Source organism: Bacteroides acidifaciens (assembly GCF_903181435.1).
GTDB lineage: Bacteria > Bacteroidota > Bacteroidia > Bacteroidales > Bacteroidaceae > Bacteroides.
Window position 1 is genome coordinate 629,226 of record NZ_CAEUHO010000001.1, and the last position, 24,045, is coordinate 653,270.

15 protein-coding genes are annotated in these 24,045 nt (G+C 43.9%); 9 read left to right on the forward strand and 6 right to left on the reverse strand.

The genetic code is table 11. The features are described from left to right. Positions 1–34 precede the first annotated feature (34 nt). The 3 genes from CLIN57ABFB40_RS02460 to purL all read right to left on the reverse strand — a co-directional run bounded on the left by CLIN57ABFB40_RS02460 (position 35) and on the right by purL (position 8,570). Positions 35–577, reverse strand: coding sequence for a chromate transporter (locus CLIN57ABFB40_RS02460; protein WP_175628730.1), 543 nt, complete (start codon positions 575–577; stop codon positions 35–37). Continuing rightward, positions 574–4,590: a two-component regulator propeller domain-containing protein gene (locus CLIN57ABFB40_RS02465; RefSeq protein WP_175628731.1), complete on the reverse strand. Its 4,017-nt coding sequence runs from the start codon at positions 4,588–4,590 to the stop codon at positions 574–576. Before CLIN57ABFB40_RS02465 ends, CLIN57ABFB40_RS02460 begins: the two co-directional genes overlap by 4 nt. 275 nt (positions 4,591–4,865) lie before the next feature. After that, a complete protein-coding gene (gene purL / locus CLIN57ABFB40_RS02470) occupies positions 4,866–8,570 on the reverse strand; it encodes a phosphoribosylformylglycinamidine synthase (RefSeq protein ID WP_175628732.1) in 3,705 nt (1,234 codons plus the stop codon). Positions 8,571–9,152: 582 nt separating this feature from the next. On the opposite strand from purL, the gene CLIN57ABFB40_RS02475 reads away from it, so the two are divergent. From CLIN57ABFB40_RS02475 to CLIN57ABFB40_RS02515, 9 genes are all read left to right on the forward strand, one after another. Next, complete coding sequence (locus CLIN57ABFB40_RS02475; RefSeq protein ID WP_175628733.1) at positions 9,153–9,806, forward strand: LysE family translocator; 654 nt, start codon at positions 9,153–9,155, stop codon at positions 9,804–9,806. Between the two features lie 10 nt (positions 9,807–9,816). After that, positions 9,817–10,362, forward strand: a complete 546-nt coding sequence (locus tag CLIN57ABFB40_RS02480) for a DUF4924 family protein (RefSeq protein ID WP_175628734.1) — start codon at positions 9,817–9,819, stop codon at positions 10,360–10,362. Next, complete coding sequence (gene rfbD / locus CLIN57ABFB40_RS02485; RefSeq protein WP_175628735.1) at positions 10,363–11,223, forward strand: dTDP-4-dehydrorhamnose reductase; 861 nt, start codon at positions 10,363–10,365, stop codon at positions 11,221–11,223. Positions 11,224–11,304: 81 nt separating this feature from the next. Next, on the forward strand, positions 11,305–12,879 hold the full coding sequence (locus CLIN57ABFB40_RS02490; protein WP_175628736.1) for a peptide chain release factor 3: 1,575 nt from the start codon (positions 11,305–11,307) through the stop codon (positions 12,877–12,879). A 77-nt stretch (positions 12,880–12,956) separates the two neighbouring features. Next, the gene (locus CLIN57ABFB40_RS02495) at positions 12,957–13,547 is read left to right on the forward strand and encodes an RNA polymerase sigma factor (protein WP_175628737.1); all 591 of its coding nucleotides are present in this window, start codon (positions 12,957–12,959) and stop codon (positions 13,545–13,547) included. Between the two features lie 8 nt (positions 13,548–13,555). Beyond that, entirely contained in the window at positions 13,556–14,392 is an 837-nt protein-coding gene (locus tag CLIN57ABFB40_RS02500) for a FecR family protein (protein WP_175628738.1), read from the forward strand. A 656-nt stretch (positions 14,393–15,048) separates the two neighbouring features. Further along, a complete protein-coding gene (locus CLIN57ABFB40_RS02505; RefSeq protein WP_175628739.1) occupies positions 15,049–15,309 on the forward strand; it encodes an OadG family protein in 261 nt (86 codons plus the stop codon). A gap of 29 nt (positions 15,310–15,338) precedes the next feature. After that, a complete protein-coding gene (locus tag CLIN57ABFB40_RS02510) occupies positions 15,339–17,168 on the forward strand; it encodes a biotin/lipoyl-containing protein (protein WP_175628740.1) in 1,830 nt (609 codons plus the stop codon). Then, the gene (locus tag CLIN57ABFB40_RS02515) at positions 17,168–18,403 is read left to right on the forward strand and encodes a sodium ion-translocating decarboxylase subunit beta (RefSeq protein WP_175628741.1); all 1,236 of its coding nucleotides are present in this window, start codon (positions 17,168–17,170) and stop codon (positions 18,401–18,403) included. Before CLIN57ABFB40_RS02510 ends, CLIN57ABFB40_RS02515 begins: the two co-directional genes overlap by 1 nt. A 98-nt stretch (positions 18,404–18,501) precedes the next feature. Here CLIN57ABFB40_RS02515 and CLIN57ABFB40_RS02520 read toward each other — a convergent pair whose 3' ends face one another. From CLIN57ABFB40_RS02520 to CLIN57ABFB40_RS02530, 3 genes are read right to left on the reverse strand one after another with little or no spacing between them, the layout of a single operon-like run. Continuing rightward, complete coding sequence (locus CLIN57ABFB40_RS02520) at positions 18,502–19,773, reverse strand: TolC family protein (RefSeq protein ID WP_175628742.1); 1,272 nt, start codon at positions 19,771–19,773, stop codon at positions 18,502–18,504. A 30-nt stretch (positions 19,774–19,803) separates the two neighbouring features. Then, positions 19,804–22,836: an efflux RND transporter permease subunit gene (locus tag CLIN57ABFB40_RS02525; protein WP_175628743.1), complete on the reverse strand. Its 3,033-nt coding sequence runs from the start codon at positions 22,834–22,836 to the stop codon at positions 19,804–19,806. Next, a complete protein-coding gene (locus tag CLIN57ABFB40_RS02530; protein WP_175628744.1) occupies positions 22,833–23,888 on the reverse strand; it encodes an efflux RND transporter periplasmic adaptor subunit in 1,056 nt (351 codons plus the stop codon). Before CLIN57ABFB40_RS02530 ends, CLIN57ABFB40_RS02525 begins: the two co-directional genes overlap by 4 nt. Positions 23,889–24,045: the final 157 nt, after the last annotated feature.

Consider the following 24,045-nt stretch of genomic DNA (forward strand, 5'->3'; position numbering starts at 1 on the left):
GTCATTATAATTAGTTTATGTAATCCGTTTTTTCTCAACTCTCCACTTTTCTAACCTTTCCCCATAAGAATCCGCCTACACCTGCCGCAATGATAATCCAAATAGGAGAGAAGCCCAACAGCCAGATAAGCAGTGCTGAAACAACGGGAATCCACAGGTTATAGCGGTTGATTTTCGCTGATCGTCCCATTGTAAAAGTCGGGGCGGCGATAAGTGCTACTACTGCCGGACGGATACCTTTGAAGATACGTTCCACTATCGGATTGTCTTTGAAATTATGGAAGAACAGGGCGATAGCCAATATAATAATGAAAGATGGTAGAATTGTTCCTAATGCCGTGACAATACTTCCCCGGATGCCGCGCAGCTTATATCCTATAAAGATAGAAATATTAACTGCCAGGATGCCGGGGGCAGACTGGGAGATAGCCAGCAAGTCGATAAAATCTTCCTGTGCTATCCATTTCCGCTTCGTTACGATTTCATTTTCGATTAACGGTACCATTGCATATCCGCCGCCAATGGTAAAAGCGCCTATCTTAAAAAAGATTCCAAATGATTCGAGATAAATGTTCATTTCTCTTTTTCTCCTTCTTCCTTATTTATTACTTTCTTTTCTTTGAAGTATTGGCTGGGACTTACGTTATAATGCTTCTTAAATACTTCGCGGAAGTATTTGGCATCACTAAATCCTGTCATCTCCGCTATTTCTGTTATGCTATGTGCGTCTTCTTTAAGCAACTGTATGGCACGTTTCAGGCGAATCAGCCGGATATAATCTCCCGGTGCCTGGTCGGTCAGTGCTCTCAGCTTGTTGTAGAAGCTAGTGCGGCTCATGCCCATCAGACTGCAGAGTACGTCTACCGTGAGAGCCGGATTGTCTATGTTATCTTCTACGTTTTTCTTTACGCTTGCGATAAACTTCCAGTCAATATCCTGCGAGCAATTGATGAAATCTCCATCGTTTTCTTCGTCTTCCAGTTCCAGGCTTGCATACTTGCTGCGCAGGAGAGCGCGGTTGGCCAGCAGATTGGAGATATTCGCTTTCAAGATACCGATATTGAAAGGTTTCACCACATATTCGTCCGCACCGATATGGAGTCCCGCGAGAATATCTTTCTCGTTGTTGAGGGCTGTCAACAAGATAACGGGGATGTGTGATGTTTCGATATGGTTCTTGATGGTTTTGCACAGTTCGTCTCCTCGCATTTCCGGCATCATGATATCGGAGATAACCAATTCCGGTTTATATTCGGGAATGATTGTCAATGCTTCTTTTCCGTTAGAGCAAACTTGAATAGTATAGTCATCAGATAATGTTTGTGACAGATAACCGCGTAATTCATCGTTATCTTCTACAATTAAGATCCGTTGATGCCCTGCATTTTCTTTCTTTTGTGCAGTTTCGTAAATCTCAGGTGATGGAGGCGGAACATCACCGATAGTCTTAATCTCCTGACGTTGTTGTTTACTTGGAGTTGCCAAATGCGCTTTCCGATAAAGTTTGCTGTCTTTCGGGAAAGTGATTTTAATCACAGAACCTTGGTTCTCTACGCTCGACAAGTTAATTTTTCCCTTGTGCAACCGTACTAACTTCCACACAAGCATCAGTCCGATACCGCTACCGGTCACTTTGGAGTTGATAGCGTTACTGCCGCGGAAATGGAGCTTGAACAGCTTGTTTTGCTCATTAGCCGGAATGCCGATACCTGTATCTCTGACCTCCACGCTCCACGAATCGGAAGTCTCTGAAACGAAAACCTGTACGTTTCCGTTTTCAGGCGTATATTTTAATGCGTTTGAAATGATATTTTTAAAGATAGATGCCATTTTCTCCTTATCAAACCAGACATTCATATATCTGAAATTGCTTTCGTAAGTGAAGTTGATATGTTTGATATTGGCATATTGCTGGAACGCATTGAATATTTCATTCATAAACGTATTGAGCTCATGTTCCGAAATGTATAGCTCGGAAGAATATACGTCCGCCCGTTCAAAGTTGATAAGATTGGTTGTGAGGCGAAGCAAGGCATTTACGTTACGTAAAGCCGTATTCATATTTGAAATGCCTTCTTTGCTTAACACTTCTTTTTCACGAAGTTCTTCCAAGGGGGCTTTGATTAGCGTCAATGGAGTGCGTATGTCGTGTGCCGTATTGATGAAGAAGTGTATTTTTTCATCAGAGACTTTGCGCTGTTTCCTTAAAATGAGAATACGTAGTAAAATGGCACCAATAAGGAAAAGGATGCCTGCATATAACAGCATTGCCCAGAACGTCAACCAAAATGGCTGGGCAATGATAATGTCCATGTTTCTCTCTTCGAGTACGATACGTTTATCTTCGTTGGAGATGGCACGTACTCTCAGTGTGTATGTTCCAGGGGCAAGGTTAGTGTAACGTATTATACTTTCGCTGCTAGGCTTACTCCATTCTTCGTAGAATCCTTCCAGTTTCCAGGAATAGAGAATGTTTGAAGGATAATCATAGTTGATGGAAGAAACCTTTAAGGAGAATATATTTTGATTGTATTTTAATTCCAGTACTTTGGTATCATTGATACTTTCTTTCAGGGGAGAATTGTTATCCCCCGGATAGATAGTCTGATAGAAAAGTTTGAAGTCGCTGAAAAGCATCTTGGATGAATAACTTCTGGGTAACTTCATATCTTTGTGGAATTCGATTGCTCCGTCAGAACTTCCGAAGACAAAGTTGTTGTTTTTGCGTAATACGCCTGACAGCGCGTTGAAGTGCGTAGTCATTAATCCCATATCTTTCGTCCAATTATGGAACTTTTTTTGTTCCGGATAGAAGCTGGTTAACCCGCTTTCCGTACCCATTAGTATTTCCTTATCCGCATCCGACAATATAGTATAGATGTTATTGGATATCAGAGCGCAGTTTTCCGAGTAGTAATGAGTGAACAGCTTTTTGTTAAAATCATAGATCAAGAGTCCTGAGCCGCTTGTACCTATATATAATGACCCGTTCTTTGCCTGATACAAAGAGTAGATATAGGTTGATTCTACGGGAAGTTTGATGCGTTCCCATTTCCCGGATTCTTTGTCCAGCAAGTATAACCCTGTGGCACTGCCTATCCACATGCTTTTATCATCCTTCTCGACAATGGCAGTAATGGAGTTCAAACCGGGGTAGAACCGTACGTCCTGGGTTTGCAAACGAATGCGTTTAAGGTTGTAAAATCCGCCTGACCAGATGTAACCTTGTGAATCCATACGGATGTCACGTATATACTTGTCCGGCCGCATACTGGTTTGGGTGTATAGCGGCGGCATGAAATAACTGACATTAAATGATTTCTTGTCTATCTGATAAGCACCGGAAGAATAGCCGCCAGCCCAAATAGTTCCGGGAGCCACCTCGCAAAGAGTGAGGAATATATGGCTCTTGTTTTCTTGCGACTTCTCAAATGAACTGAGCACAGAACGCCATTGGCCGGTTTTTGAGTTAAAAAAGCTGATTCCATTATTCGTAGCGTACCATAAGTCTCCGTCGCTGTCTTCAATGATTGCATTTACTTGGTCATTGATTAAGGACTGTTTGTTGCCAATGGAGTGCTTTATCCATTTGTAGCTGGAATAGCGGTTATTTTGTAACGTTACTCCAATAGGATAATTTGCGAGCCAAATCCTTTCTTCATCATCCACATAAATGTCGTTGATACTGTTGCCGTTCATGCCATTATTGCTATTGTAGTCTGTGATGATATAAGGCTCAAACCGGAAAGTTTCGACATTCATCTTATGCACGCCGCCACCGTCCGTGGCTATCAGTAATTCTTTGTCGTTTAGCGGTTTGAATTTGTTGATAGTAATATCTTTCAAGTTATTGTCCGGTTGTACGACAGACTTGATGTTCATATCATATACAAAAACACCTCGCAGGAAAGTTCCTATGAACAGTTTGCCCGCTTTTCTGTCGAAATGCAAATCACTGACTTGGACTTTCACATTCTCCAGTTTGTCACAATTGATAAGTTCCAGAGTATTATTTTCCAGTTTGGCATAGTGGATTCCCATTTCAGTACCAATAAAGTAATGGGATTCATCAATCTGCTCAATGTCTGTGATTTCTTCTTTTATTTCGTTTTTTATGGGACATACCTGAGCAGTCGCTGTATTATACAGGAAGATGGTTTCTTCATTACATAGCCATATATGATTGTTCTGGTCCAGCCATGCATAACTGATCGGGGCAGGCAGGTCACGAAAACTCTCTATCGGCAACTTGTAGACAAGATCGAAACGGTCATGTACTTCGTCATACTGAAATATCTTGCCTTTCTTGCCGATTTCCCATAGAACTCCATTCCGGTCAATGTATAGCCAGTTGAGGTTTAATAGAGAGTTTACTTCAGTGTCACCATCCATCAGCTTATATCGCTTGAAGTCTTTTCCGTTGTATCTATCAATGCCTTCGTGCGTAAGGAACCACATATAACCGGTTCTATCTTTTTGAATGCGATAAACTCGTCTGTTGCTTAATCCATCCTCTACTCCTAGATATTGATAGGTCTGAGCGATACAAGCTAAAGGAAACAATAATAATAGAAAAATCCACTTTTTCATACAAATAGGACTTTTAAGGGTTATTGAATCTTGTTTTAGAGGGGGAAAGTCTGACAAAATTAAGAAGAATTTTCGATACTGCAAAATTTTAAGCTAAGATTGCGTAGCTCTTAAATTGGAGCGAATCAGGTATTTTATGGTTATTTGTATATGCTGTTTATTTATGGAATGTTTAGTTGCAAAAAAAGGAATTGTGGTAGTAAGAAAGTGAAAAAGAAAAAGCTGGTATCTCGAAAAAATACCAGCTTTTCTTAACTAAATTATAAAGGAAATCTTTATTTCACTTTTTCTTCAACCCATTTGCGGGCGTTGACAAATGCTTCGATCCACGGAGTAACCTGGTCGCAGTTCTTGCGGTCTGCCGGATAACATCCGTTCTGCCAGGGGAAGATGGCGCGCTCCAAGTGAGGCATCATCGCCAAATGACGTCCGTCTGCACTAGCAAGTCCTGCGATGGAGTAGTCTGAGCCGTTCGGGTTGCCAGGATACTCATCGTAACTGTATTTTGCGACTACATTGTATTTGTCTTCATCGTACGGCAGTGAGAATTTACCTTCTCCGTGTGCTACCCAGATACCTAGTTTGCTTCCGCTTAGTGAACCGAACATTACACTGCGGTTTGTCGGGATAGTCAAGCCGACAAATGTTGACTCGAATTTGTGGGAATCATTGTGCAGCATCTTGCCTTTTTTCTTATGTTCCGGATTGATAAGACCAAGTTCCATCATCAATTGGCAACCGTTGCAAATACCCAGTGAGAGCGTATCTTCACGAGCATAGAATTTGTCGAGTGCTTCTTTCGCTTTCGGGTTGAACAGGAACCCGCCTGCCCATCCTTTGGCAGAACCCAGTACGTCGGAGTTGGAGAAACCACCGCAGTAAACAATCATGTTTACGTCTTCTAGTGTCTCACGTCCGCTGATAAGGTCGGTCATCGTAACGTCTTTTACGTCAAAGCCTGCCAGATAGAGTGAGTATGCCATTTCACGTTCACCGTTCGTGCCTTTCTCACGGATGATAGCCGCGCGGATACCACTCGGAGTACGACGGTCGGGAGTGATGCCGTATTGGGAGAGCTTCCCTTTGAATTCCGGCATGAAAGCGAATTCTACGGGTTGCATCTTGTAGTTTTCAAAACGTTTCTTGGCGCAGCCGTTCATTGACTGTTTGCGGTCGAGCAGGTAAGAAGAAGAATACCATACATCACGCATGTAGTCCACGCCAAACTGGTAAGTAGCACCATCCTTGGATACCAGGATATGGCGCTCGTCAGTCGGTTTACCCAGTTTAATATAACCTACGCCGGCATCTTCCAGTATCTTCTTCACTTCTTCCTTGTGCTTGTCGCTGATCTGGATAACGATACCCGGATTTTCGGCAAACAGAATCTTGATGATATCCTGTTCTTTCATCTTGTCAAGGCTGATTTCCATACCACCTTCTACATTAGAGAAGCACATTTCGAGCAGTGTAGTGATCAGACCACCGGCAGAAATATCATGACCGGCGAGAATCAGTCCTTTGTTTACGAGCTCCTGTACGGCAAGGAAAGCATCACGGAAGTATTCGGCATCTTGTACGCAAGGCACATCGTCACCTACTTTACCCAGTGATTGCGCAAAAGCGGAACCGCCGAGTTTCAGTTCGTCAAAACTGAAGTCGATATGATAAAGAGTTGTCTTTTCGTTGTTTACCAATACCGGAGATACTACCTTCTTCACATCGGAGACTTCACCGCCGGCGGAAACAATCACTGTTCCCGGAGAAATTACTTTTTCACCGTTCGGGTACTTCTGGGTCATTGATAAGGAGTCTTTTCCGGTAGGAACATTGATTTGCAAAGCGCAGCAGAAGTCGCTCAATGCTTTAACGGCTGTGTAAAGGCGGGCGTCTTCACCTTCCTGAGAGCGGCAAGGCCACATCCAGTTGGCAGACAGGGAAATGCTGTCCATACCTTCTGCCATCGGAGCCCAAACGAGGTTGGTCAATGCTTCGGATACGGAAAGGATGGAGCCGGCAGCCGGATCCGCCAATGCTGCTTGTGGAGCATGTCCGATAGAAGTAGCGATACCTTTCTCGCCACGATAGTCGAGTGCTACGACGCCACAGTCGCTCAACGGCAACTGAAGTTCACCCTGGCATTGCTGGCGGGCTACTTTACCTGTCACGGAGCGGTCCACCTTATTTGTCAACCAATCCTTGCAGGCTACTGCTTCGAGCTGTAATACATTTGTCAGATATTCATGGAGTTTTGACAATTCGTATTTCGGCATTTCGTAATGACGTTCTACGGTTTTGTCAATCATGTAAGTCTTGGGAGAAGAACCGAACATCTGTTCTACGGCAAGGTCGAAGGGACGTACACCGTCAGCCTGCTGGAAAGCGAAACGATGATCGCCGGTTGTTTCGCCGACTACGTACATCGGAGCGCGTTCGCGTTCGGCAATCTTGCGTACATGTTCGATAGCTTCTTCTTTAATCAACAGCCCCATACGTTCCTGGCTCTCGTTGGCAATGATTTCTTTTGCCGACAAGGTCTTGTCGCCGATAGGTAGCTTGCTCATGTCAATCAAACCGCCACATTCTTCCACCAACTCGGAAAGACAGTTTACATGTCCTGCCGAACCGTGGTCGTGGATGGAAACAACGGGATTCACCTCTTCTTCGCAAAGAGCACGTACTACGTTGTTGGCACGTTTCTGCATTTCTGCGTTGGCACGTTGAACCGCGTTCAGCTCGATGCCGCTGCTGTAACGGCCTGTGTCTACTGAAGATACGGAACCACCGCCAAGGCCGATGCGGTAGTTGTCACCACCGATTACTACCACCTTGTTTCCTGCTTCGGGAGCACCCTTCAGGCAGTCACGTTGTGTGCCGTAACCTACACCGCCGGCAAGCATGATTACTTTATCGTAACCATACACTTCTTTGTTCTCCGTATGTTCGAAAGTCAGTACGGAACCACAGATCAGCGGTTGGCCGAACTTATTACCGAAGTCGGAAGCACCGTTGGATGCCTTGATAAGTATCTGCTCGGGAGTCTGGTACAACCATTTGCGTACCGGAAGTATTTCTTCCCATTCGCGTCCTTCATCCGTGCGGGGGTAAGAAGTCATATAGACAGCAGTACCTGCAATCGGCCATGAACCTTTACCACCGCCCATACGGTCGCGGATTTCACCGCCTGTGCCGGTAGAAGCACCGTTGAACGGTTCCACGGTAGTTGGGAAGTTATGTGTTTCCGCTTTCAGCGAGATAACGCTCTTGATGTCTTTCACCTGGAAGTAATCAGGCTTGGAGTGGTCTGCCGGAGCAAACTGTTCTACCACCGGACCTTCGGCGAAGGCTACATTGTCTTTATAAGCAGAGATGATTTTATTCGGATTTTCCTGTGTCGTCTTTTTAATCATCTGGAACAGGGAAGACTCCTGTTCTACACCATCGATGATAAATGTTCCGCCGAAGATTTTGTGGCGGCAGTGTTCGGAGTTGATTTGTGCGAAACCGAAAACTTCGGAGTCTGTTAGTTTACGACCGAGGTCATTTTCCACTTTCTTCAGATACTCCATTTCTTCTTTAGAAAGTGCCAGACCTTCTTTTTCGTTGTACACTTCGAGGTCTTCGATGTAGATGATTGGTTCCGGCTGGCGGTTGGTCGTGAATACGTTTTGGTCGAGTCCTTTGTACATGCGTTGCAGCATCGGGTCGTGGTCAGCGTTTTCGTCCTTAACGGAGAAGTATTCCTCGATACGGCTGATGCCTTCAAGTCCCATGTTTTGGGTGATTTCTACTGCGTTTGTACTCCAGGGAGTGATCATCTCGCGGCGCGGGCCAACGAAACAGCCTTTCAGGTTTTCTTCACTTTCCATCGCGGCTTCGCCAAAAAGCCAGCAGAGTTTATTACTTTCGTCAGGGGTGAGCTGATGATTGCTCTCTACGGCAATCACGCTCTTGGAAGGGGTTCTGAAAAAAAGAATCATGTTGTATATTTACGATTTTACGATTTACGATTTTACGATTGAAGTCTCTGCAGGAGAAACTCTTCTCTTTTTCTGTGGCGCAAAGATAAGCAATTTCATTGGTGGTGAGAAAAAAAAAGGAAATAAATATCTTTCCGGCTTTCCTTTTTATAAATTAGTATATTTTCTGTACAATAATGAACTAATCCTAGTTTCTCTAAGGTTTAGCTTCTTGTATACTATCAATTAGCACTCGTTATACATAAATTTATTCGTCTGACTGTAGTTAAACTTTTGTCTAACTATAGTTGAATTTTCGTCTGACTATAGTCAGACGAAAGAACCACTATAGTCAGACGAATAGATTTATGCAATGTCAGACGTAAATTTATTAAAGACGAGAAGTAGACAGATGCTAATTTAGGATTAGTTCATAATCGTACAATAATGAATCAGATGTTGGGAACAAAACGCATAATTCCTGCTGCCTGCGTTTTCGAAGTGTTATTTTAAATTTCTCTTACTCCATGAAATAGGGGCAATTCGTTGGAAAAAACGTTAATATCCTATCCTCATATCATAAAAAAATGCGATATTTGCGGAATGATTCAGATAGAGACGATATTCGATATATTAGTTAAAGGCTTTATTATTGGCGTTGTTGTGTCCGCACCTCTCGGTCCGGTGGGTGTATTATGCATCCAAAGGACTCTGAATAAGGGGCGTTGGTACGGATTTGTGACAGGCCTGGGAGCCTCTTTGAGCGATATAGCTTACGCTCTGCTGACCGGTTACGGCATGAGTTTTGTATCAGATTATATTAATAAGGGCAGTTTTTATCTGCAATTGCTGGGTAGCGTCATGTTACTTCTTTTCGGAATCTATACTTTTCGTAGCAATCCGGTGAATTCTATCCGTCCGGCTTCGTCCAGCAAGGGCTCTTATTTCCATAATTTTATTACCGCATTTTTTGTCACTCTTTCCAATCCTTTAATCATATTCCTGTTTATCGGACTTTTTGCCCGTTTTGCCTTTGTTCAGCAGGGCGTTTTGGTCTTTGAAGAGATAACGGGATATTTTGCTATCGCTGCGGGAGCATTGACCTGGTGGCTCGGAATCACTTACTTTGTAAACAAGGTGCGTACCAAATTCAACCTGCGTGGCATCTGGATACTGAACCGTGTCATCGGAAGTATTGTAATACTGGTATCTGTGGCAGGGTTGATTTATACTTTGTTGGGAGAGTCAATTTATTAGGAGATAACTTATGAATCAGATAGCACAACAACTGAAGGAGCAGAATATTGCTGAATACCTTATATATATGTGGCAAGAGGAAGACTTAATCCGTGCCAATCATTGTGAACCGGAAGAGATGGAAGCCAATGTGATTTCCCGTTACCCGGAAGACCGGCGTCCTGATATGCGAGAATGGTATGGAAACCTGATTACAATGATGTGCGAGGAAGGTGTGCGTGAAACGGGGCATTTGCAGATTAACAGGAATGTGATTATCAATCTGACCGAACTGCACAATGCGCTGGCTTCATCTCCAAAGTTTCCTTTTTATAGCGCTGCCTATTTCAAGGCATTGCCGTTTATCGTGGAATTACGGAATAAAAACGGTAAGAAGGATGAACCCGAACTGGAAACTTGTTTTGAAGCCTTGTACGGAGTACTCCTGCTCCGGCTTCAAGGAAAGAACATCAGCGAAGGAACGGCAAAGGCAATGGAAGCCATCACTAGTTTCCTGTCTATGTTGGCGAACTATTATGATAAAGACCGCAAAGGTGAATTAAAACTTGATGAATAAATGAGAATTTTGGTAACGGGAGCCAACGGTCAGCTTGGCAACGAAATGCAGGTGCTTGCAAAAGAGAACCCGCAACATACGTATTATTTCACAGATGTGCAGGAACTCGACATTTGTGATGCACAGGCTGTATGGGCTTATATTGCTGAAAAGCGAATTGAATTGGTCGTAAACTGCGCAGCTTATACGGCCGTGGACAAAGCGGAGGAGAATGCGGAACTGGCTTACAAATTAAATTGTGAAGCGGCGAAAACATTGGCAACCGTTGCGCAATTTAATGGTGCAGCTATGATACAGGTCTCTACGGATTATGTGTTCGACGGCACTGCTCATATTCCTTATACTGAAGATTGTGACCCTTGTCCGGATTCTGTATATGGCACTACAAAATTGGAAGGAGAATATGATGTGATGAATCATTGTGAGAAAACGGTTGTTATCCGCACTGCATGGCTCTATTCCACTTTCGGAAATAATTTCGTAAAGACGATGATTCGCTTGGGAAAAGAACGTGATAGTTTGGGAGTCGTTTTCGACCAGATAGGAACACCTACTTATGCCAACGATCTGGCACAAGCCATCTATACCATAATTAATAAGGGTATAGTTCGTGGTGTCTATCATTTCAGCAATGAAGGAGTCTGCTCCTGGTATGACTTTACGATAGCCATACACCGCCTGGCAGGAATCACTTCATGCAAAGTAACCCCTTTGCATACGGCTGAATATCCGGCAAAGGCCAACCGTCCCGCTTATTCCGTACTTGATAAGACAAAGATAAAAACAACGTTCGGCATCGAGATTCCTCATTGGGAGGAAAGTCTTAAACGATGCTTGGAGAAATTGAAAATTGAAAATTAAAGGTTGAGAATTGAGAATTTAAAAACAGATGTAAAAGTATCATTTTTAAATTCTCAATTCTCAATTCTCAATTTAACAACTATGGCAGATAATACAGAAATTTTGAGACGGCGAACGTTCGCCATTATAGCGCATCCTGATGCCGGTAAGACATCTTTGACGGAAAAGCTGTTGCTATTCGGTGGGCAGATTCAAGTGGCAGGTGCAGTAAAAAGTAATAAGATTAAGAAAACGGCTACGTCCGACTGGATGGAGATTGAGAAACAGCGTGGTATCTCGGTAACGACTTCTGTGATGGAATTCGATTATCGCGACTACAAGATTAATATTCTCGATACTCCCGGTCACCAGGACTTTGCCGAAGATACATATCGCACATTGACAGCTGTAGACAGTGTTATCATCGTTGTAGATGGTGCGAAGGGTGTGGAAACACAGACACGTAAACTGATGGAGGTGTGCCGTATGAGAAAGACTCCGGTAATTATCTTCGTCAACAAAATGGACCGTGAAGGAAAAGACCCGTTCGATTTGCTTGATGAACTTGAAGAAGAACTGATGATTCAGGTTCGTCCCTTGTCTTGGCCGATTGAACAGGGAGCACGTTTTAAAGGGGTATACAATATCTACGAACAGAAACTCGACTTGTATCAGCCATCCAAACAGGTGGTAACAGAGAAAGTGGCAGTCGATATTCATTCGGAAGAACTGGACCAGCAGATTGGCAAGTCGTTGGCAGACAAGTTGCGTGGCGATTTGGAACTGATTGAGGGGGTTTATCCGGAATTTGATTCGGAATCCTATTTGGCGGGGGACTGTGCGCCTGTATTCTTTGGATCGGCGTTGAATAACTTCGGTGTTCAGGAATTGCTGAACTGTTTCGTGGAGATAGCTCCAAGCCCTCGTCCTGTGCAGGCTGAAGAACGCGAAGTGAAGCCGGAAGAACCTAAATTCACAGGATTTATCTTTAAGATTACCGCCAATATTGACCCGAATCACCGTTCGTGCGTGGCATTCTGCAAGATTTGTTCCGGTAAGTTTGTGCGTAACGCTCCCTACCAACATGTGCGTCACGGAAAGACGATGCGCTTTTCGTCGCCTACGCAATTTATGGCGCAGCGCAAGACAACGATTGACGAAGCTTATGCCGGAGATATTATCGGTCTGCCGGATAACGGCACTTTCAAGATCGGTGATACGCTGACGGAAGGCGAAATGCTTCATTTCCGCGGATTGCCCAGTTTCTCGCCGGAGATGTTCAAGTATATCGAGAATGCAGACCCGATGAAGCAGAAACAATTGGCAAAAGGTATCGACCAGTTGATGGACGAAGGTGTGGCACAGTTGTTTGTCAATCAGTTCAATGGCCGTAAGATTATCGGTACGGTGGGGCAGTTGCAGTTTGAGGTTATCCAATATCGTTTGTTGAACGAGTACAATGCGTCCTGTCGGTGGGAACCGGTAAGCCTTTATAAGGCTTGTTGGGTAGAGAGTGACGATCCTGCGGAACTGGAAGCTTTCAAAAAACGCAAATATCAATATATGGCGAAGGATAGGGAAGGGCGCGATGTGTTCCTTGCGGATTCCAACTATGTACTCCAGATGGCTCAAATGGACTTTAAGCATATCAAATTCCATTTTACAAGTGAGTTTTAAGATGTATTCGATGTATTTTATCTAAAAAAATAGGTAAAAAAAGGGAAAACATATCTCATCTAAATGAGCGAAGAGAAATGAAGACACTATCCTGGGATAAGATTCAGCAAGGAGATGAAGAGGCGTTCAGGCAGCTTTATGACCAATACGCAGATTTGCTTTATGGGTATGGCATGAAGATAGCCGGTGATGATACTGTGGTGACAGAGGCGATACAGTCGTTGTTCGTTTACATCTTTGAAAAAAGGGAAACGTGCGCCGCTCCTCAATCCATACCTGCCTATCTATGTGTTTCGTTGAGGCACATGATAGTGAACGAGCTGAAAAAAGAGAATAGTGGAACATTCAAATCGCTGGATGAAGTAGACACCAATGAATATCGGTTTGATCTGGAAATAGACATAGAAACTGCTATTATCCGTTCGGAGTTGGAAAAGGAACAGTTGGAGGCTTTGCAGAAAGAGTTGAATGACTTGACAAAGCAGCAGCGGGAAGTATTGTATTTGAAATACTATAAGAAGATGAGTCCGGAAGAAATAGCCCAGGTGATGGGACTCACTTCACGTACGGTATATAATACGACCCATATGGCTATAACCAGATTGAGAGAGCGTTTAGGTAAATCTTTATTGTTAGCGGTGGTGGCTAATTTGTGGATATTTAATTGAGGTGGGATATGGAAAATTGGACAGAGTCTTTAGACAAATATCTGGAAGAAGGCAAACTTCCTCTGATCGGCGATAAGTTCTCTCGCAAGAAAGAAATCGGTGATAAACTGAAGTTGCAGCGTGAAGAAAGCCATAAGATTGCCTTGAGCCGCAGAAGAAAACAAGGCGCTGGGCGAAACATTCCTTTCTCTTGGGGAATTGCTGCCATGTTCTTGCTTCTTTTGGGAGTGGGCGGATATTATTTCTCGGAGAAAAAGATAGTGACGGAAGGCACGGCTATGGCATATGAATTGCCGGATGGTAGCAATGTGCGGATTATGGCAAATTCTCGTCTGACTTATAACCGGATTGTCTGGCTTTGGGAACGAAAACTGCAATTGTTGGGCAAGGCTTCTTTTGAGGTGACCAAAGGCAAGACATTTACTGTATGTACCGAAGCCGGTGACGTGACGGTGTTGGGAACAAAGTTTTTGATTGACCAGAAAGGAAAGAATATGTTCGTGAATTGTGAGAAAGGGAGTGTCAAGGTGGAGACTGCTGTGGGTAAGCGGACATTAGTTGCCGGAGAAAGCGTGCGTTGTGATGAAAATAAGATTGTTACTATATCGAAACCGGATGATCCGGAGTTTCCGGAAGTCTTGGGGTATGAAGACGATCCGCTGATAAATGTAGTGGCGGATATAGAACATATATTTAAGGTGATGGTGGTAGGGCATGAGAAATGTGACAGACTTACCTATAATGGCAAGGTCTTGACGAGAGACTTGAAAGCCACCCTCGAAAATGTTTTCGGCTCGTGTGGAATCAGTTACGAACTTCATGGAAAAGAAATTATTTTAAAATAAAAAAAGCCTCTTCTAAGTGTCTGGAAGAGGCTTTTTTATTTTTCTTCAAATTTTCTTCATTTTTTCTTGGTAAAAACGAAACGTTCTCTTCTCTTTCTAATAGATGAGCTATTAATGATATTTGAAAGAAACGATAGATTTAATTAGAAGAGTAAATTTTAGGCTCAAAACAAACAATAGACAATTGGCAGGTGAATGGTTGTCGGAATTTTAAGTAGGAAATGGCCCCCTCGTTGATAGTGGCGATTGCTCCCTAGACTTGTTTTCCCTATCAAACAGACATAGTTGGCTATACAAGGGTTGACAACCGGACACTATACTGCTGTACTAAGTAAAAAATGGACGCCGGGATGGCGCATGAGAGGTTTACAAAGAGGAACGGTCCTTTTGGCGGTTAAATAGGTTAAGAAGGTATGAAGCCAAAATGAGAAGCCGAACCAGTTTTTATCATTGAGTATTTTTATTTAATAATTGTTTTATCAGAGTGTGAGAGAAGGTTGAGGGGTCTTCTCTCACATTGTTTTTAGACGGATTTGATAATAAGAGAATTTATGGTTTTATGCTTTATATTCCTTTCTTAATTTATTTTATAATAAAAATTTGGTATTTTCGAACGCTTTTTGGACAAACGACTTAAAATACTAATAGTTTATTATATGGAAAATATCGAAACAGCGATCCTGCTGATGGTGGTCGGAATGGCTACCGTATTTGTTATTCTGCTGATTGTGATTTGTTTAGGTAAGTTTTTGATCACTTTGGTCAATAAATATGCCCCTGAAGAAGTGGTTCCTGTGAAGCAGGAAGCAGCGAAAGGTCCTGCGCCTATTCCGGGAAATATTCTGGCAGCTATCACGGCCGCTGTGAATGTGGTGACATTGGGCAAAGGAAAAGTCACTAAAGTAGAAAAAATATAAATCTATAAAAAGTAATATCACTGAAAGACATGAAAAGAGAAGTAAAGTTTAGTTTGGTTTTCCGAGATATGTGGCAATCTGCCGGAAAATATGTACCTCGTGTAGATCAACTCGTAAAGGTAGCTCCCGCCATTATTGAAATGGGCTGTTTCGCCCGCGTAGAAACAAATGGTGGTGGTTTTGAACAGGTTAATTTATTGTTTGGAGAAAACCCGAATAAGGCTGTACGTGAATGGACCAAGCCATTCCACGAAGCAGGCATTCAAACCCATATGCTCGACCGCGCACTGAATGGGCTTCGTATGAGCCCTGTTCCGGCAGATGTCCGCAAATTGTTTTATAAAGTAAAGAAAGCTCAGGGAACAGATATTACCCGTACGTTCTGTGGATTGAATGATGTACGCAATATTGCTCCTTCCATCACCTACGCAAAGGAAGCTGGCATGATTTCGCAATGCTCGCTTTGCATCACTCATTCGCCTATTCATACGGTAGAGTACTACACCAATATGGCGTTGGAACTTATCAAACTAGGGGCAGACGAAATCTGTATCAAGGATATGGCAGGTATCGGCCGTCCAGTTTCATTAGGTAAAATCGTAGCGAATATCAAGGCTGCGCATCCGGAAATACCTGTCCAGTATCATAGCCATGCAGGTCCCGGATTCAATATGGCAAGCATCCTCGAAGTGTGCGAGGCCGGTTGCGACTATATAGACGTAGGCATGGAACCTCTTTCATGGGGCACGGGACACGCTGACTTGCTCAGTGTGCAGGCGATGTTGAAAGATGCCGGATACCAGGTTCCTGAAATCAATATGGAAGCCTACATGAAGGTACGTGCAATGATTCAGGAATTTATGGATGACTTCCTGGGCTTGTATATCAGCCCGAAAAACCGCTTGATGAACTCTTTGCTGATCGGTCCCGGACTTCCCGGCGGTATGATGGGCAGCCTGATGGCAGACCTCGAATCCAACCTGGAATCTATTAATAAATACAAAGCTAAACATAACTTGCCGTTTATGACGCAGGATCAGCTTCTTATCAAGTTGTTTGATGAAGTGGCTTATGTATGGCCTCGTGTGGGATATCCACCGTTGGTGACTCCATTCAGCCAGTATGTGAAGAATCTTGCCATGATGAACGTGATGGCAATGGAAAAAGGTAAGGAACGCTGGGGTATGATTGCTGACGACATCTGGGATATGATTCTGGGTAAAGCCGGACGTTTGCCGGGCGAGCTTGCTCCCGAGATCATAGAAAAGGCGAAACGTGAAGGACGTAAATTCTTCGAAGGAAATCCGCAGGATAATTATCCTGATAATCTTGACAAGTATCGTAAGTTGATGAAGGAGAACAAATGGGAAGTAGGGCAGGACGACGAAGAACTTTTTGAATATGCCATGCATCCGGCTCAGTATGAGGCTTACAAAAGTGGTAAGGCAAAAGAAGACTTCCTGGAGGATGTTGCCAAGAGACGTGCGGAAAAAGACAAGTCTCCGGAAGAAGATGCAAAACCGAAGACACTGACTGTACAGGTGGATGGACAGGCATACCGCGTGACTGTTGCTTATGGTGATGCCGAACTTCCCGTGGCTCCTGTTGCAGCTGCTCCGGCAGGGGAGGGTAAGGATGTTCTTTCTCCATTGGAGGGTAAATTCTTCCTGGTGAAGAATGCACAGGAAACTGCCTTGAAAGTGGGCGATGCTGTGAAAGAAGGTGACGTACTCTGCTATGTGGAAGCGATGAAGACTTACAATGCTATCCGTGCTGAGTTTAGTGGTACGATAACTGCTATCTGTGCCAATCCGGGAGACACCGTTTCAGAAGATGATGTATTAATGAAGATAGGATAATGAACGAGATATTTGAGAATTTATACGATATGACTGCGTTCAGCAATATTATTGCCGAACCACAGTTCCTGATAATGTATGCCATCGCGTTCATCTTGCTTTATTTAGGTATCAAAAAGCAATACGAACCGTTGCTGCTTGTCCCTATTGCTTTTGGTGTGTTACTTGCCAACTTTCCCGGAGGAGATATGGGGGTGATACAGGCGGACGAGAATGGGATGGTAATGATAAACGGAGTAATGAAGAACATTTGGGAAATGCCTTTACATGACATTGCGCATGAATTGGGACTGATGAACTTCATCTACTATATGTTGATTAAGACAGGTTTCCTGCCACCGATTATTTTTATGGGTGTCGGTGCGTTGACGGACTTCGGACCGATGTTGCGTAACTTGCGCCTGTCTATTTTCGGTGCTGCTGCACAGCTTGGTATCTTCACCGTATTGCTGGTAGCTATCCTGATGGGCTTCACCCCGAAAGAAGCTGCTTCATTGGGTATTATCGGTGGTGCGGACGGTCCTACGGCAATCTTTACAACGATTAAGCTTGCTCCGCATTTGCTGGGTCCGATTGCCATTGCTGCTTATTCTTATATGGCATTGGTGCCGGTAATTATTCCGTTGGTAGTAAAATTGCTTTGCTCAAAGAAAGAGTTGAGTATCAACATGAAAGAACAGGAGAAGAAATATCCTTCAAAGACGGAGATCAAGAATCTGCGTGTGTTGAAGATTATCTTCCCGATTGTAGTGACTACGGTTGTTGCGCTTTTTGTGCCGAGTGCTGTACCTTTGATTGGTATGTTGATGTTCGGTAATCTGGTGAAAGAAATCGGAAGTAATACCTTCCGTCTGTTTGATGCGGCTTCCAATAGTATTATGAATGCTGCCACTATCTTCTTAGGTTTATCAGTAGGTGCTACTATGACTACAGAAGCCTTCTTGAACTGGACAACAATCGGCATCGTTATCGGTGGTTTCCTTGCATTTGCCCTTTCTATTGCAGGGGGTATCTTCTTTGTGAAATTGGTGAATCTTTTCTCCAAGAAGAAAATTAACCCGCTTATCGGTGCAACCGGATTGAGTGCTGTTCCGATGGCGAGCCGTGTAGCGAATGAGATTGCTTTGAAGTATGATCCGAAGAATCACGTATTGCAATATTGTATGGCAAGTAATATTTCCGGAGTTATCGGTTCTGCTGTAGCTGCGGGTGTCTTGATTTCCTTCCTTGCATAAGTGAAAAACCGCGGAATTTAGAGATAAAAACCGGAGAATAAGCAAAATGCTCATTTCTCCGGTTTTCTTTATATAGCGATTTATGAATAGGGTTCTTTTTATTCACTGATAACTTTTCTGTATTCTGCTATCGCCATCTTTTCGGACAGATAAGCATTTATCAGGTTGGTATGAGCCTGTGTCCATGACAACTGCGCGGAGAGTACATCTACCATATTCGCCTTTCCTTCATTATACGAGAAAGAAACCAAATCGAGATTTTCATTTGCCAGGTTCATTGTCTCTGTTGCTGTCTTTACTTGATATTCTGTTTCTGTCAGTTTGGTCAGTGCGGCGGAAAGTTCTTCATTGATATTATCCGTTATGTAGCTTTGTTGCAGTTTCTGTATGCTTATGTATGCTTTCTGCTGACGACTCGTTTTGAAACGGGCTCCCCAACGGAAGATGGGAATATTCAGATTAATGCCGACGATGGGGTTGAATGAAACATCATATCCGAGGTTGGGCGTACCTGTTGCCCAACCACCACTAAAGTACATACTCAATTGGGGATTAAATTGGCTGAGCGCGGCTTTGCGTTGTGCCTCGCTCTTTATGATATTCACTTTCGTGCTTTCATAATCGGCACGGCGTTGCAATACATTCTCAAGAGACAGTATTTGAACAGGGGCAGAAGAGATGTCAATCGTTGAAAGACTGTCAACGGGAGCATTCGGCTCCGCACCCATTAGAATATTCAGTTTTTGCAGCGCCAATGTGTAATTCTGGCGGGCCTTGATATATTGTAATTCCGCTTCTTTCAACCGGGTAGAAATCATCAGTAAATCTGTGCGGCTAATCATTCCGTCATTGAAGCGATCCTGGATGATATCATACTGCTGTTTTACGATACTCTGATATTTGTTTGCTGCCTGCAACATAGCTTGTGAGGCGGAAGCGTTCCAATAGACAGCGTCACTTTGATAGTGAATCTGGTCTATGGTGAGTTCTTCATTAAGCTGGCTCAGTTTTTCGTCAGCTTTCGCAATCTTGTGCTGCGCATTGAGGGCACCACCTGTGTAGAGAGGCTGCGAGACGACAAATACCCCCTGATAGGTATGATTGCGGTATTCGCCTAAAGGTTCGTTCCATGCGTCAAGGTCGCTCATGTTGAGTGTGCCGTCTGCATTGATATCTATTTTAGGTAGGAATCCTGTGTGGGCAATCTTCCGTGCTTCAACGCTTGCCAAGGTTTTTAGTTTCTGTTGTTTCAGGATTTGACTGTACGTTTCCACCTTATCTCGGTAGGCTTCCCTGCTGAGGTAAGGTTGTTGTGCTTTGGCTGAGAAACCGAGGAACAGCAGTGATAGAATTATAAGTTGAGTTTTCATTTTATTAATTATAAATGTTTAAATCAAGTTTCACGGTTTAATCCGCTGAATGGCGCAATAAGCTACCGGGAGTACAAACAATGTCAGTGCCGAAGCTACTAGCAAACCACCCATGATAGTAGCTGCCATTCCGCCGAACATTGCATCGAACAACAATGGTAGCATACCCAGAATCGTTGTACCGGACGCCATTGCCACAGGGACGATACGGCTGGTCGTAGCACTGATAACGGCGTCCAACGGCTTTTTCCCCGTTGCCGCTTCCAAGTCGATTTGCTCGACAAGTACAATCGCATTTTTTATATTCATACCTATCAATCCTAGTAAACCGAGGATGGAGAAGAAGTCGAATGATTTGCCAAGGACTAATAATCCAAAAACAATGCCGATGAAAATCAACGGTAACATTAACAGAATCACTGTTGGCTTACGATACGTACGGAACAGGAACAGCAATGTTACAAACATAAGGAAGAACGTCAGCGGTAAATTCTTGGCAAGAGCCTCGTTAGATTCCACCTGGCTTTCCTGTTCACCGAAATACTTCATCGTATATCCTTCCGGAACTTTAATCTCTTTCTGTACTTGCGACCATACCTGATTAAAAGCTGCAATAGCATTTACCCCGCGACGCGGGTCGCACTGGGCCATCATCACCATCTGCCGGTTATAATCTTTCACATTTGAGAACCGGTACTGAAAATCAAAATCAGACACTACTTGTTCGAGGCTGGTAGTCTCATTTCCGCTACCGAATACCGGCAATGTGCGCAAATCATTGATACGGAATGAATCTACCGTATTGTCTTTCAGTAAAATCGGAAGTATCTGATCGCCTTGCCGATATTCTCCTAGTGTCATTCCTGTCGTTCCAATTTGGATGCTCTGTGCCATGCCTTGACGGGATACTCCCAGCGGTTGTGCCCGTTCCGGGCTATATACCGGTTTCCACACCGGAATTTTGTTACCCCATGAATTGCGTATATTTATCAAATCGGGATTCTGATGCATAATGTCCAACACTTGGTTGGTGAGTGCCACGAGAGTATCCGTATTTGGTCCGATAAAACCGATTTCAATGGCGGCATCTACTGCGGGCGACAGTTTGAACAAGCTTGTGCGGGTTATCGCGTTTGGATAATTCGCTTTCATGTATCCGTCGAAATCCTCTTCGTATTCTTTGGTATATTTACTATCCGTCAGCTCGACCAATACATTGGCAAAGTTGGGCTTCGGTCCTACTGAGGTGGAAGCAAGGTAATATCTGAGCGGTGTGCTACCAAAGGTGATTGATACTTTTTTCACTTCCGGCTGTTTTGCCAAATGCTCTTCTACTGATTTCATCTCTTTCACAACATCATTGATGCTATACCCATCCGGATAGAATATGTCCGCACGGAAATAGGGCTTATCCAGAGAAGGGAAGAAGTTTTGCGGCATTGCCCCCATGATAACCAGTGAAATGACGAAAAGTACTACCATCGAACCCAATGTCAGGGTTTTCCTGCGAATCAACACACGGAGAATGGAAGCGAATTTGTGATAGAATGGTTTATCATACGGGTCTTTGGCATCGTCGTTTGCCTTTGCTTTCAGAATAAAATTACCGAATACGGTAGTTTGCGTGAGAGCAAGCACCCAGCTCAATCCTAGTGAAATGGCGAGTACAATGAAAAGCGGTTTCACGATTTCCGCCACAGAAGAAGGGGCGAGGTAGAGTGGCAAGAACGAGCAGATAGCAATGAAAGTAGCTCCGAGTAACCCCCATTGCGGTCCGGTGGCACCGTCTATCAGGGCTTTCCGCCGGTTTATTCCACGGGCAATGGCTATCTGTGCATTATCCGTTACTACAATGGCGTTGTCTACCAGCATTCCCATGGCGATGATGAACCCCGCCAATGAAGTACGATTCAGCCCGACGCCAAAGAAAGACATAATGAGCAGTGTACCACCGATGGAGAAGATGAGGGATGAACCGATTAATACTCCGGCACGTAACCCCATCACTAGCATGATAATCACGATTACTATTAGGATAGATTCTATCAAGTTAATGATAAATCCGTTGTTGGCCTCATTGGCGATCTCGTTTTCCAGATATAAACTTTGTAACTCTAGTCCCACAGGCATGAGCGGTAGTAGTTCATTTAATTTGGCTTTCACATTCTCGCCTGTCTGCACTACGTCCCGTTGAGGATCGGTAGAGACACCAATGCCGATGGCACGTTTTCCGTTCACGTGCATGATATTGGAGGGTGGATCCATATATCCTTTTTCTATAACGGCAATATCGCCTAGTTTCACTTGTCCTGCTTTCGTCGTAATAACTTGATTACGAATGTCGTCTACTGTGGTGTACATGCCATTGGCAGTCACCCGTAGTTGTTGTTCGCCTGCACGGATCTCACCAGTATTGATAATCTGGTTTTGGGATTGCAGCAGGCTGGCGAGTTGCTTCGGGTCAATTCCCATTCCCACTAGTTTGTTGGTTGAAATAAAGATATTGACTACTTCTGTCTGTACTCCGAACAGGGCAACTTTCATTACTCCGTCCGCGGTGATTACCTGTGTCTTGATTCGCTCCGCCCAGTTACGCATTTCTTCGTAAGAGTAACCGTCGTCTGCTGTCAGACCATAATAGATGCCGAACACGTCACCGAAATCATCGGATACGGTTGGCGTAGAAGCACCGTTTGGCAACTGCGGCTGTATATTGAGCACCTTGCGTCGCAACTCATCCCATTTTTGTGGAATAGAACTGGCTGCCAGTGACGGCTGTAACTCGAATGTGACTTTAGAGAGTCCGTACATTGATTCTGATTTAATCTTGTACACGCCGCTCATACTTTGAATCTCGCGGGAGATGGGTTCGGTAATCAATCGCTCTACCTCAGCCGGTTCGGCTCCCGGATAACGGGTCATGATAACCGCTGACTTGATGACGAAGGGAGCATCCTCTTTCTTGCCTAACTTACCAAAAGAGGTGATTCCCCCGATTAGTAATACAGCAAGAAAGAAGTAGATGATTTTCGTGTTGTCTAATGAATATTTAGCTAAGTTCATTTTTCAATTTCTTTTACTGTTTCTCCTTCTACTAACTGATACACACCTGCAATAACTATTTTCTCACCGGGTTTCAGCCCTTCGGAGATAAGAGCCTGCGCTTCTCCAGTGGGCGCGTTGACGGTAACCTTGCGCTTATGGACTTTGTCACCTTCTACTACCCAGACGTACATTTTCTTCCCTTCACTTTCACCGAACACGGCGCTGAGCGGCACAATCGTCCAACTGTCTTGCACGAGTGGACCTACATCTGCCGTGAAACGGATGCTGCATGTAAATCCCGGTTTTACAGCATAGAGATCCCGGTCGAAAGACGGGTCGTCAATCGTGATACTGACCGGAATTCCGGTTCCATCTGTCGAAATGTCAAGATACTCTTCAAGCTTTGCCTGAAACACGTGCCCTTTGAATGTATCGAATTCGACTAGGAAACGCGGCTCTTTGGCGCGAAGCAGGTAGAGGTAAGCATCCGGAATAGTAAATTTAATGCGTAAATTGCGTGTGTTGACTAACTGCACGATGCCTTCACCCGAATTGACGCGTTGATAATTCTCTACCAGACGTTTCTCTATGGAACCGTCAAAAGGAGCTGTCAGCTTTGTGTCGCGCATGTTATTGACGGATAATTCATACTCAGATTTTGCTTTCTGATAGTTGGCAAGGCTGATTTCGTATTCCTGCACGGAGATAGCCTGACGGGAGAGGAGTCGCTTGTTACGTTCTACTTGTGCGGCAGCCGTTTCGTAGGCGGATTTTGTAGCAGCATATTGCAACGCAATGTCTCTGGGATCAATTGCTGCTATCAGTTGCCCTTTTTTTACTTTTTCCCCCTCAATGACGGGCAGTTGGATGATCTGTCCGCTAACGCGGAAGGCTAGTTTTACATACTCTACAGCTTCCACGATTCCCGAAAAATCTTTCCTGATAATTGACCTTGACTCTACAATCGTAGTCTTTACGGGACGGGCTGTTGTTACTTTCGTCTCTTTTTTCTGTCCGCAGCCGGCTAGTAAGATTGCAGCTGCCAGGACGAATCCATATTTCTTCTTCATATACCACACTGATGGTTAGAGTTTTTGCGTTGATTCGTTTCTCTTTTCTTAAGAGAATAAACAACTTATGGATATGAATGTTCAGGATTCGTTTCTTTTTATACAATGTACATGAGAGGTATAAAAAACAATCCTTGGCAATAAAGTCACTGCCAGG